Genomic DNA, 12,110 nt, shown 5'->3' with positions numbered 1-12,110 from the left:
AGAAACCAAAGTGCACAAATTTAATGAAATTCTATGGGGTTTTATAGTTTAGTTCATCATAAATAAAACAAAAAAAAACCTATACTATTTAGAAAACAGTATAGGTTTTAAAAGTATTTATATAAACTTTTTTACTCTTCTAATTTCAGAGGCAAATCTTCAATTTGAAGTTGGCCTGAAGAAAGCAAAGCAGGTTTTTTATATTGATGAGTTAAAGATGCCTGTTGACGGATAAAAGCCATTTTTATAGCCGCTATAGCCGCTTCTGTACCTTTATTACCGTGAATACCACCGCTTCTATCTAAAGATTGTTGCATCGTATTATCAGTCAGTACACAAAAGATAACAGGAATATCTGTTTGAACATTTAAATCCTTTATACCTTGAGCTACACCTTCACAAACAAAATCAAAATGTTTAGTTTCACCTTGAATAACACATCCAATTGCGATAACTGCATCTACATTTTGCGTTTGCAACATTTTTTTACATCCGTAAATAAGTTCGAAACTTCCAGGAACATTCCAACGAATGATATGATCTACTGGTACCTCGTTGTCTAAAAAAGCTTCTAGGGCTCCTGTGTACAATCCTTCAGTTATAGTTTCATTCCATTCAGCAACTACTACCCCAAAACGAAAATCTTTCGCTTTTGGAAGTGAGCTTTTGTCATAAACAGATAAGTTTTTATTTACAGTTGCCATCTTTTTTAGTTTACAGTTTCTTAGTGTTCAGTAAAATTACTGAGCTAATCCAATTAAAGCGTCAATTGAAGCAGCTTCTGGAGCAGCTTCATAATTATCTTTTATATCTGTGAAATATTTTAATGCCTCTTCTTTATTTCCTAAAGATAATGCAACTTTTCCAGCTTTCAATAAGAAACGTGGCGTAGTAAAATCATTTTTGTTAGCATTTGCAGCTTTCAAGTAATTCTCTAATGCTTCTTTTGGTTTGTTTTGTTGAGAATAAGCATCACCTATCGCTCCTTTCGCCATAGCACCTAATATCATGTCTTCTGAGCTAAATTTACTTAAATAGTCAATAGCTTCAGCATATTTACCTGTATTTAAATAAGCAACACCTGCATAGTAATTAGCTAAATTTCCCGCATCTGTTCCTGAATATTTATCAGCGATATCAATGAAACCAAATTTACCTTCGGCTCCTTTTAATGATAATTTATATAAAGAATCACTTGCTACACCATCTGTTGCTTGTTGAAAATACTTTTGAGCTTGAAACATTTCGCTCGCCGCTTCTTCTTGCTTAGGTGTGGCAACAAATTTTTGATAAACTAAATAACCAACAGTAAATAAAGCTACTGCCCCTACTACTCCTATAATAATTTTTTGGTTTTTAGCTACCCAGTCTTCAGTTCTAGAAGCTGTTTCGTCTAATTTCGAAAAAACTTCAGCTGTTGTACTGTCTTTCTCATCGATGATTACATCTGAAACTGAATCTTTTCCTTCTTTTTCTTTTGGTGCTTTATATCCTCTTTTACTGTAAGTAGCCATTTATAAATTAATTTAGTGAACCGCAAAAATAAAATTTTTATTCAAACAGACGTAAAAAAATTGATTTTATATTCAATTAAATAAAAAAAACCGCTACTGTAAGAATCTTTCACGCCTGTATCACAATATTTACCATAGAAAAAAACCAAAAGTTCATTATATCGATATTTTTCAATAATTTGCACCCTCTTAGAAAAAACGAATCAAAAACCGCAAAGTTCTCAATACCAGCAAGCCTTACAAATGTATTTAAAAAAGATTTCATTATTCAATTACAAAAATTTTTCGGAAGCTAATTTCGAGTTTGACGGAAAAATAATTTGCTTTGTTGGTAAAAACGGTATCGGTAAAACTAATGTACTTGACGCAATCTACCATTTATCCTATGGCAAAAGCTATTTCAACCCATTAGCAGTCCAAAACATAAAACACGGAGAAGAGTTTTTTGTGATTGATGCTGAGTTTATAAAAAACGAAAGAAGCGAACAGGTAGTATGTAGTTTAAAAAAGGGGCAGAAAAAAGTATTAAAACGAAATGGTAAGGCTTACGATAAATTTTCTGATCATATTGGGTTCATACCTTTAGTTATCATATCCCCGGCCGACCGAGATTTAATAGTTGAAGGAAGCGAAACCCGTAGAAAATTTATGGATAGTGTGATTTCACAATTGGACTCCCATTATTTACAACAGCTTATTCAATACCAAAAAGTAATGAGTCAACGTAATGCATTATTGAAATATTTTGCATTAAATCACGTTTTTGACAACGATACCCTTTCTATATATAATGAACAACTAGAGAATTTCGGGAAGTATATTTTCGAAAAAAGAAAAGAATTCGTTGATACGTTCATTCCTATTTTCAATGAACATCATCACGCTATAACAGGTTCAGAGGAAACGGTACAATTAGTATACGAAAGTCATTTATTCGAAAAAGATTTACTTAGCTTATTACAAGAAAACATCAATAAAGACAGAGCACTACATTATACAAGTGTAGGAACACATAAAGATGATTTATCCTTTGAAATCGACAATCATCCTATTAAAAAATTTGGTTCTCAGGGCCAACAGAAATCTTTTTTGATAGCATTGAAACTAGCGCAATTTGAATTCCTAAAAAAGCAAAGTGGCGTAAAGCCAATTTTACTTTTTGACGATATCTTTGACAAACTGGATGAAAGTCGAGTAGCCAAAATAATTGAGATGGTAAACAGTGATACTTTTGGGCAATTATTTATATCAGACACACATCCTGAGCGTACCGAAGCCATTGTAAAATCGACACATCAATCCTATAAAGTTTTTAATTTATAATATAATAACTTCTGGATTCTTATTATTTACTTAATTTAGCCTAATTCAATTAATAAAACCAAACTATAATGAAATTTCGTTCCGTTTTTTTCGTAATCACTGCCTTTATCTTTTTTTCTTGTAAGGGACAAACGTCTAAAGAAATCAACACAATAGATCCAGTCTCTTTTTCAGAGAAAATCAGCACTACTCAAAACCCTCAAATTCTAGATGTACGTACTCCAGAGGAATTCACATCAGAACATATCAATAATGCTACAAACGTTAATTGGTATGCAGATGATTTTGTATTAAATACTGAAAAACTCGATAAATCGAAACCTGTTTTCGTGTATTGCAAAAGCGGAGGAAGAAGTTTAAAAGCTTCCGAGAAACTAAAGGAACTTGGATTTAAAACCGTTTACAACTTAGATGGAGGAATCACTAAATGGAATTCAGCGGGGTTATCTAAGCCTACTGACAAAATAATAGGAATGAGCAGCCAGGAATACAATCAATTACTTAATACTGATAAAAAAGTACTGATTAGCTTTTATGCAGAATGGTGCGCGCCATGCAAAAAAATGGCGCCTTATATGGCTAAAATGCAAACAGAATTAGCTGACAAAGTTGTTATTATCCGATTGAATGCTGACGAACATAAAACTCTGATGTTATCAATGAAAATTGACGAATTACCTACTTTACTGCTTTATGAAAACAAAGAAGTAAAATGGAGAAATTCAGGCTACATCAGTGAAGAGGATTTAAAAAAACAACTGCAATAATTTCAAGATGCTTTCAAAAGACAGCTTACAGTTTCTCGAAGATTTAAAAGCCAACAACAACCGGGATTGGTTTTTGGACAATAAAAAGCGATATGAAATTTTCAAGAAAGACTACCATCAACTGGTAGCGGATTTTCTTGATGCCATGAAGCCACTGGACGCGTCACTTGAAATGCTTGAAGTAAAAAATTGCACATTTAGAATCAACAGAGACATTCGGTTTTCTAAGGATAAATCTCCTTATAAATCGCATATAGGCGTTTGGATGTCTTCAGGATCTAAAGGAATGAATCGATCAGGTTATTATGTTCATATAGAAAAAGGAGCTAGTTTCATCGCTGGTGGTTTTTATGCGCCTGAAGCTAATGACTTAAAGAAAGTACGCAAAGAAATCGCGTTTTTTTATGAAGATTTAGAAGAAATTCTTAATGAAAAAAACTTCAAAAAAGAATTTGGGGATTTTGATCGAAATGAAAAAAACTCACTTAAAAACCCACCAAGAGGATACGAAAAAGACCATCCTGCTATTGAATTATTAAAATTAAAAAGTTTTGAAACCACTCAAAAATTTGACATTTCAGAAATCACAAAGAAAGATTTTGTTTCGAAAATGAGCAAAAAGCTAATCCTTTTAAAACCTCTGAATGAATTCATCAATCGTGCTTTAACTGCCGAAGACGTTTAATATAGACCAATGAAAAAAAGAAAGATACTTTTTCTTGGAGAATCCTATAGAGCCGACGCCATAACCTGGATGAATGGGCTGAAAGAATTTGGAGACTTTGAAATAATTCCTTGGGAACTTAAAACTCCGAATGACACATTTTACAATCGTCTACTGAGGGTTGTTGAATTCAAACTGGCTATTTTTAAAATTAAAAAGTTAATTAAACAACAGCAACCTGACATAGTTATTGCTGAAAGAACCACGAGTTATGGTTTTCTAGCGGCATTATCTGGTGTAAAACCTTTAGTTATCGCACAACAAGGACGAACCGATTTATGGCCTGAAAAATCAATTACTATACCACTCAAAAGAATCATACAAGCTTACGCTTTCAAAAAAGCAACCCTTATACACGCTTGGGGACCTGTAATGACTCTTTCTATGACAGAAGCTCAAGTTGACATGACTAAAGTTTTGGTTTTGCCTAAAGGAATAGATCTGACAAAATTCGAAAATAAAAATACCGCAAACCCAGATAAAATATCCGCTATTGTAAGTCGTTCTTTATTACCGGAATACCGTCACGATATTATTTTGAAATCATTTTCTGTTTTAAATAAAAAGGGAATGGATTTTGAACTTACAATTATAGGCGATGGATCACAACTTCCTACTCTAAAAAATTTAGCAAAAAAATTAGGCATCGACAAGAAAGTTGTTTTCACAGGTCGAATTCCTAACACCGAATTACCAGAGTTATTACAAAAATCTAATTTTTATATCAGCATGCCAATAACCGAAGGGGTTTCGGCCTCATTATTTGAGGCAATGGCTTCTAATTGTTATCCTATTGTTACTGATATTCCAGGAAATAGAAGCTGGATTAAACATAGAGAAAACGGGCAGTTAATAAAACTGGATGATTACAATATGCTGGCCGAAGAATTGATATGGTCCTTTAAAAACAGTGATTCCAGAGCTAAAGCTGTTTTAGCAAACAGAAAATTTATTGAAGAAAATGCAGACTATCACACCAATATGAAAATCATAGCCAACAAATACCACGAATTAATTAACACTTCTACAACTAAATAGCTATGTGTGGAATTAATGGCATCTTGCATTTGCAATCCCAAAAAAAAGTAGACAGTCGTATTTTGACAAAAATGCGTGACTCTTTAGAACATCGTGGTCCTGATGACAAAGGTTTATTTGTTGAAAAAAACATAGGTTTAGGTCATCGAAGACTATCTGTTATAGACGTTACTTCAGCAGGACACCAACCCTTTCTTTCGGATGACGAAAGATTTGTTATGGTATTTAATGGCGAAATCTACAACTTCAAAGATTTCTATCCTGAATTAAAAAGTAATGGATTTGATATTAAAACAAACTCAGACACCGAGGTTTTATTAAAACTGTTTCAATTGTACGGTTTAAAAATGCTCAACCGTCTCAACGGAATGTTTGCTTTTGCCATTTGGGATAAAGTAGAAAAAAAACTTACGGTTGTTCGTGATCGAATGGGTGTTAAACCGCTATATTATTCATTTCATAACGAATCTTTCTATTTTGCATCAGAGCAAAAAGCACTATTCACAGCAGGAATCCCTCTTAAAATAGCCCAAGACGGATTAGAAGAATACATCTTTAATAGGTTTGTTGCCGGCGAAGACACTTTATATCAAAATGTAAAAAAACTGCTTCCTGGACATGTTATGACAATCAATGAAGGTGGAAAAGTAACTACAGAAAAGTGGTGGAATCTAAAAAAAGAAATTCAAAACCAATCTAAAATTAATGATCCTATAGAATGGTTTAGGGAAACATTTGATGATTCAGTAAAATTAAGAATGGTAAGCGATGTCCCTGTTGGTGTTTTGTTGAGTGGCGGACTCGATTCCTCATCAATACTATCATCACTAAATCATAACAATTACAAAAACATTCAAACGTTTAATATCGGTTTCAAAGAAGAAGAACACAACGAATCTCATTTAGCAAAAATGATTTCCGATAAATACGGATATGAATTTAACAGTATGCAACTTGAAGACGATAATCTATATAAAAATCTTATAAGTTCCACTTATTTTCAGGATGAACCAATAATGCATTTAAATGAACCACATCTTTTGGCAATTTCACAATTAGCAAATCCAAAAGTAAAAGTTTTACTTTCAGGTGAAGGTGCTGATGAATTGATGGGTGGTTATGTAAGATACAAAGCCTTACAATATCCTTCGATACTGTATTCGATTGCTGCGATTGGTAATTTGGATCTTTTTGAAAAAACACCTCGATATGAAAAACTAGTACGTTATTCTCAGATTAACAAAAAATCGGAGTTAGTGATGTACAATGGATCCAACATATTTCCAAATGACATTTCAAAAACATATGGAATAGAAAACAGTCCAAAAAACAAATATCGAAAGAAAATATACAAAGAAGCTAAAGCGCTTTATCCCGACAATTTAAGGAGACAGGCCCTTTATTTTGACCAACATACTTACTTGTGTTCTCTTTTAGACAGAAATGACCGTAGTACTATGGGGGCATCAATAGAATGCCGTGAACCTTTTTTAGACCAAAGACTTATTGTAGGACTAGGATCCCTGGAAGACAAATGGCTATTTACGGGTAAAAAAGGAAAGTTTATTTTAAAAACAGCAATGGAAGAACGACTACCAGAAGAAATTCTAAAATTTAAAAAGGTAGGATTAAGTGCTCCTTGGGCAGATTATTTAACAAAAAGCCCTGCTTTTAAGGATGAATTAGACTCTTTTTCAAAAAGTGATATTTTTAAAATGCCCTATTTTGAGAATATAAACAGCCAAAAACTTATTCAAAACTTACAAAAAGGAAATCTAAAAGTAACACCATTTATTATGCCTCTATTTATGATGCATATCTGGATGAAATCCTATGCAAATAAATTTTAATCCTTACTTTTGCCCTAGGATATAATAATTCAATAAGCTTTTCTTTTATGGAGATTCAAAATAATTTTTCTTTAAAAAACTATAATACTTTTGGAATTGAAGCCAAAGCAAAACAATTCGTAGGTGTACATAATTTAACCGAGCTAAAAACGATTTTAGAGGAAAACAAACCCCAGAAAAAGTTTGTTCTGGGCGGAGGAAGCAATATGCTACTGACAAAAGATATCGATGCTCTAGTAATACATATCGACCTAAAAGGAAAAACGATACTTAAAGAAGATGATGATTTTGTTTGGGTCGAAAGTCAAGCGGGTGAAAACTGGCATGAATTTGTACTTTGGACAATAGACCAAAACTTTGGAGGTCTAGAAAATATGTCTCTTATTCCTGGAAACGTAGGGACCACACCTGTTCAAAACATTGGTGCTTATGGAACGGAGATGAAAGACTGTTTTATTTCTTGTGATGCCATTACTATTTCAAATCTGGAAATGAAAACATTTTCAAAAAGTGATTGTAATTTTGGGTATAGAGAAAGCATTTTTAAAAATAAATCAAAAGACCTTTATATTATAAGCTCTGTTGTTTTTAAATTATCAAAACGCAATCACAAAATCAACATCTCTTATGGGGACATTAAGGCTGAATTAGCCAAAAACAACATTACAACACCAAGTCTTAAAGAGGTAAGTAATGCCGTTATTGCAATTCGACAAAGCAAACTTCCTGACCCGAAAGAGTTAGGCAACAGCGGTAGTTTTTTTAAAAACCCAATCCTGTTAAAAAAGGATTTCGAAAAAATTCACATACAATTTCCCGAAATGAAATATTTTGACATTTCAGAAACCGAGGTAAAAGTTCCTGCGGGTTGGTTAATTGAACAAGCAGGCTTTAAAGGAAAACGCTATGGAGATGCGGGAATTCACAAAAACCAAGCTCTGGTTTTAGTAAACTATGGAAATGCTACAGGGCAAGAAATATTAGAAGTTTCAAAAAATATTCAAAAAACTATTTTTGACACTTATGGAATTCAAATTGAAGCCGAAGTAAATGTGATTTAATCAATCCATTTGATGCTTTTAGTTTTCATATTATTACTTAATTCAGAATCGGAAATCGTAATCTAATAAATTAAAAATATGTTCACCCCTGATATTTACAAAAACGAAAACAAAGAAGAAACACATACATTTCTTAAAGAAAATAGTTTTGGAATCCTTATCAATCAAACAGAAGGGAAACTTTGTGCAACACATATCCCATTAGAATTAGACACAAATAATAAAGGACTATCCGTTTTACAAGGTCATATTTCTAAAGAAAATCCGCAATGGAAAGGTTTCACGGACAATGACGCAGTATTGGCAGTTTTTTCAGGACCGCACAGCTACATTTCCTCCTCTTGGTATGACCATGAAAACGTTCCTACCTGGAATTATATAGCGGTTCATGTTTACGGAAAAATTAAGATTGTTGAAGGTGAAGCGGTAATCGAATCCTTGAAAAAATTAGTAGATAAATACGAGAAAAATTCAGAAAACCCAATAAGGGTTGAAGATTTATCTAAAAAAACTATGTTGCAAACCCGAGGTATTGTGGGATTTGAAATAGAAATAACTGAAATTCAAGCAACCAAAAAAATGTCTCAAAACCGTGATGATTCTAACTACAACAACATCATTTTGGAATTGGAAAAAACCAATAAAAAGGAGTCGATTGCTGTAGCAAATGAGATGAAGAAATGTCCAAGATAAATTCTTTTAAAATTCGTAATTTGTAATATATAATTCATAATTCTATTCATACCTTTGCACTCTTTTAAAAACTCAACAAACTCTGATGCTTATTATAATACTTTACTTTTTTATAGCGGTAGTTATCATACAACTAGCTTTTTATTTAGGCGTTTTTGGGAAATTTGCTTTTGCAAAAGCACAAAAAATTAATCCAAAAAGGATCCCGATTTCTGTCATTGTTTGTGCAAAAAACGAAGAAGAAAACGTGGCTAATTTTATTCCGCTACTTGCTGAACAAGATTATCCCGATTTTGAAATTGTATTAATTGATGATGCTTCAAGTGATAATACATTAGCTATTTTTGAAGATTTTGAAAAACAATATTCAAATATTCGATTGGTAAAAGTGGAAAACAACGAAGCCTTTTGGGGAAATAAAAAATACGCTTTAACCCTTGGAATAAAAGCTGCCAAAAAAGACTACTTATTATTTACGGATGCTGATTGTTACCCAAATTCAAAAGATTGGATTACAGCAATGAGTTCACAGTTTACGATGCAAAAAACTATTGTTTTAGGATATGGAGGGTATGAAAAAATCTCTAATTCATTCTTGAACAAGCTGATTCGTTTCGAAACATTACTTACTGCGATCCAGTACTTTTCATGGGCAAAAATAGGGCATCCTTATATGGGTGTAGGTAGAAATTTGACTTATAAAAAAGACGAATTTTTTAATGTAAATGGTTTTATAAACCACATTCAAGTTCGTTCAGGAGATGATGATTTATTTATCAATGAGGCGGCGAAAGCAAAAAACACCACTATAGCATTTACTCCAGAAAGCTTTACCTATTCTAAACCTAAAACTTCATACAAAGACTGGTTAATTCAAAAAAGAAGACATGTCGCAACTGCAAACCACTACAAAAAATTAGACCAATTTCAATTAGGGACATTTTATAGTTCACAGTTATTATTTATAATTTTTTCCGTTGTTTTATTATCTTTTCAATACCAGTGGATATTAGTATTGAGTTTAATAGCAACAAGATATATTTTCGCTTGGACTGTCGTAGGATTTTCAGCAGGGAAATTGAAAGAAAAAGATATAAAATACTGGTTTCCTATTGTAGAAATGGTACTTATATTCACACAAATTAATATCTTTATATCTAATCTATTCTCAAAACCGGTAAATTGGAAATAAATACACAAATAGAAAAAGCAAAAAGAGGCGATCAAACTGCTTTTACCTTTCTATTGAATTTATATTGGAATGAGGTTTATGGCTTTATGCTGAAACGCACCGAGAACGAAGCCAATGCAGAGGATATTACTATAGAAACATTCTCTAAAGCCTTTGATAAAATCGCCACTTACAATCCGGAATTCCAGTTTAACACCTGGTTGATTAGTATTGCCAAAAATGTGCATATTGATTTATTGCGAAAAAAGAAATCAAGTCTTTTTGTGGAAATCACGGATAAAGAAGACCAGAAAGCATATAATATTGCTGACACCACTCCGTCAGCAGAAGATGAATTGATCACGGAACAAAACCTGTCCCAGTTATTACAATACATCAAAGAATTAAAACCCCATTACCAAGAAGTCATTCAGTTGCGTTATTTCCAGGAAATGAGTTATCAGGAAATCGCTAATGCGATTGACGAGCCTTTAAGCAACGTTAAAGTTAAACTACTACGTGCCAAAAAATTATTGGCTGAAATTATTCGAGACAAAAGGTAATTTTATTTTCATTTCTTCTTATACGCTATCTTATTAATATTTAAGCATATAGACAACAATTTTACATCTCCTTTTCTAAGCTAATATAATACGATTATAGCTGTCACTTTTTATCTTTATTTTTAATTAAAAAAAACACTAATCTCCTATACTAAATTTCTTGTTATTTACGTTGTAATTAGAAACAACTGATGCTTATGATTTGAACGCTACCTAACCTTTAAATCCCTGAATCATGTCTAAACTAAGCCTTTACGAAAACAGCTGGATTAATCTAGTTTTCGAGAACAGAAACAAAGAATATGGAGCGTATCAATTACGCCAAGAAAACACTAAGACATCCCTGTTTGCACTTTTTATGGGGTTGTTTTTATGTGCTTCATTATTGAGCATACCAAGGGTATTGCAATATTTTAATTCAGAAAATGTTAGTCAGGTTGAAACAACTGAAATCCTTGATAAAATCATTCAAGTCAGTAACATATTACCTGTAATAAAAGAAAAAACTGTTCTCCCTAAAGCAATCCAACAAAAAACTGTAGAAGCCAACCCAAAAGACCAACTAGTAAATCCAATAATCGTAAAAGCTGTAGATGCAACCCCAGATATTGCAAAAAACAGCGAGATTACCGCAACAAAAACAGTTACTAATGAGGGTACAGGAATAACTGGTATAAACCCCACTGCTTCAGAAGGAACAGGAAACGGTAGTGCAATAGTCCCTGATAATGGAAATGCAATAATTTCCAGTACAATACTGGACAAACTGCCTGAATTCCCTGGTGGCATGGGTAAGTTCTATACGTACATAGGCAGAAATTTTGAAACACCAGAAATAGAAGGAGAAAGAAGCATTCGGATTTTTGTGTCTTTTGTTATTGAAAAAGACGGAAGTATGACTGATATTCAAGTAAAAAACGATCCTGGTTACGGTCTGGGAAAAGAAGCGATGAGAGTATTGAAATCTTTAAAAACCAAATGGACTCCAGGGATATTAAACGCAAAACCTGTAAGGACTTCTTATAGTTTACCCATTACAGTTCAGATGAATTAAATTAAATTCAGCATAAAATGTCTTTATAAACAGATTAGATATTTTTTTTAAAAAAACTAAAGTGAATAAATAATTATAAACAGAAAAGCAGAACGTTCCGGTTCTGCTTTTCTATTTAATGTTTTCAGGAAATTTAAACTTAATTAAATAGCTACCACTCATTATTGTTTAGCCAATTCCCTAGCCCAGATAGCAGTGAAAACCCTTGTGTATTGAAAAGTATTTTTTCTAGATGGAAAAGAGCGACCAAAGGAAGCTCCTTTTATGTCTTAGAAAAAACCATTTTCAATATAAAAGGTTGAAACGGATAGCTGGAATAGCTCAAAATTCAATAAAAACTTACAACAATAGC

Annotated in this window: 12 protein-coding genes; 10 read left to right on the top strand and 2 right to left on the bottom strand. The window is 32.6% G+C overall.

The features are described from left to right. Positions 1–131: 131 nt before the first annotated feature. The gene (gene ribH / locus FLAK523_RS07510; RefSeq protein ID WP_248907981.1) at positions 132–704 is read right to left on the bottom strand and encodes a 6,7-dimethyl-8-ribityllumazine synthase; all 573 of its coding nucleotides are present in this window, start codon (positions 702–704) and stop codon (positions 132–134) included. A 36-nt stretch (positions 705–740) separates the two neighbouring features. Beyond that, positions 741–1,514 (bottom strand): tol-pal system YbgF family protein, encoded by a 774-nt coding sequence (locus FLAK523_RS07505; protein WP_248907980.1) that lies wholly within the window; start codon positions 1,512–1,514, stop codon positions 741–743. A 243-nt stretch (positions 1,515–1,757) separates the two neighbouring features. Between FLAK523_RS07505 and FLAK523_RS07500 the strand changes: the two genes are divergently transcribed. The 10 genes from FLAK523_RS07500 (at position 1,758) to FLAK523_RS07455 (ending at position 11,758) form a co-directional block, all read left to right on the top strand. Next, positions 1,758–2,837: a DNA replication/repair protein RecF gene (locus FLAK523_RS07500; RefSeq protein ID WP_248907978.1), complete on the top strand. Its 1,080-nt coding sequence runs from the start codon at positions 1,758–1,760 to the stop codon at positions 2,835–2,837. Between the two features lie 68 nt (positions 2,838–2,905). Then, a complete protein-coding gene (locus FLAK523_RS07495) occupies positions 2,906–3,604 on the top strand; it encodes a thioredoxin domain-containing protein (protein WP_248907976.1) in 699 nt (232 codons plus the stop codon). Between the two features lie 7 nt (positions 3,605–3,611). Then, positions 3,612–4,289 carry a DUF2461 domain-containing protein gene (locus FLAK523_RS07490; RefSeq protein WP_248907973.1) on the top strand — a complete coding sequence of 226 codons (678 nt, stop codon included), beginning with the start codon at positions 3,612–3,614 and terminating at the stop codon, positions 4,287–4,289. A 9-nt stretch (positions 4,290–4,298) separates the two neighbouring features. Then, a complete protein-coding gene (locus FLAK523_RS07485) occupies positions 4,299–5,366 on the top strand; it encodes a glycosyltransferase (RefSeq protein ID WP_248907971.1) in 1,068 nt (355 codons plus the stop codon). 2 nt (positions 5,367–5,368) lie between these two features. Next, on the top strand, positions 5,369–7,216 hold the full coding sequence (gene asnB / locus FLAK523_RS07480; RefSeq protein ID WP_248907969.1) for an asparagine synthase (glutamine-hydrolyzing): 1,848 nt from the start codon (positions 5,369–5,371) through the stop codon (positions 7,214–7,216). 47 nt (positions 7,217–7,263) lie between these two features. Next, complete coding sequence (gene murB / locus FLAK523_RS07475; protein WP_248907966.1) at positions 7,264–8,277, top strand: UDP-N-acetylmuramate dehydrogenase; 1,014 nt, start codon at positions 7,264–7,266, stop codon at positions 8,275–8,277. Between the two features lie 78 nt (positions 8,278–8,355). Continuing rightward, positions 8,356–8,970, top strand: coding sequence for an FMN-binding negative transcriptional regulator (locus tag FLAK523_RS07470; protein WP_248907965.1), 615 nt, complete (start codon positions 8,356–8,358; stop codon positions 8,968–8,970). An 85-nt stretch (positions 8,971–9,055) separates the two neighbouring features. Beyond that, positions 9,056–10,162 carry a glycosyltransferase gene (locus FLAK523_RS07465; RefSeq protein ID WP_248907963.1) on the top strand — a complete coding sequence of 369 codons (1,107 nt, stop codon included), beginning with the start codon at positions 9,056–9,058 and terminating at the stop codon, positions 10,160–10,162. Next, complete coding sequence (locus tag FLAK523_RS07460; protein WP_248907961.1) at positions 10,153–10,704, top strand: RNA polymerase sigma factor; 552 nt, start codon at positions 10,153–10,155, stop codon at positions 10,702–10,704. The genes FLAK523_RS07465 and FLAK523_RS07460 overlap by 10 nt, the downstream gene beginning before the upstream one ends. 235 nt (positions 10,705–10,939) lie before the next feature. Next, positions 10,940–11,758, top strand: a complete 819-nt coding sequence (locus FLAK523_RS07455; RefSeq protein ID WP_248907958.1) for an energy transducer TonB — start codon at positions 10,940–10,942, stop codon at positions 11,756–11,758. The last annotated feature ends 352 nt before the right edge of the window (positions 11,759–12,110 follow it).

This window comes from Flavobacterium sp. K5-23 (genome assembly GCF_023278045.1).
GTDB lineage: Bacteria > Bacteroidota > Bacteroidia > Flavobacteriales > Flavobacteriaceae > Flavobacterium.
This window is presented reverse-complemented; position numbering and strand designations above follow the sequence as displayed.

Bases quoted from the DNA above. Each gene is read 5' to 3' on its own strand.
- ribH (WP_248907981.1), bottom strand. From the start codon at position 704: ATGGCAACTGTAAATAAAAACTTATCTGTTTATGACAAAAGCTCACTT.
- FLAK523_RS07505 (WP_248907980.1), bottom strand. From the start codon at position 1,514: ATGGCTACTTACAGTAAAAGAGGATATAAAGCACCAAAAGAAAAAGAA.
- FLAK523_RS07455 (WP_248907958.1), top strand. From the start codon at position 10,940: ATGTCTAAACTAAGCCTTTACGAAAACAGCTGGATTAATCTAGTTTTC.
- FLAK523_RS07485 (WP_248907971.1), top strand. From the start codon at position 4,299: ATGAAAAAAAGAAAGATACTTTTTCTTGGAGAATCCTATAGAGCCGAC.
- FLAK523_RS07495 (WP_248907976.1), top strand. From the start codon at position 2,906: ATGAAATTTCGTTCCGTTTTTTTCGTAATCACTGCCTTTATCTTTTTT.
- FLAK523_RS07465 (WP_248907963.1), top strand. From the start codon at position 9,056: ATGCTTATTATAATACTTTACTTTTTTATAGCGGTAGTTATCATACAA.
- asnB (WP_248907969.1), top strand. From the start codon at position 5,369: ATGTGTGGAATTAATGGCATCTTGCATTTGCAATCCCAAAAAAAAGTA.
- FLAK523_RS07500 (WP_248907978.1), top strand. From the start codon at position 1,758: ATGTATTTAAAAAAGATTTCATTATTCAATTACAAAAATTTTTCGGAA.
- murB (WP_248907966.1), top strand. From the start codon at position 7,264: ATGGAGATTCAAAATAATTTTTCTTTAAAAAACTATAATACTTTTGGA.
- FLAK523_RS07470 (WP_248907965.1), top strand. From the start codon at position 8,356: ATGTTCACCCCTGATATTTACAAAAACGAAAACAAAGAAGAAACACAT.
- FLAK523_RS07490 (WP_248907973.1), top strand. From the start codon at position 3,612: ATGCTTTCAAAAGACAGCTTACAGTTTCTCGAAGATTTAAAAGCCAAC.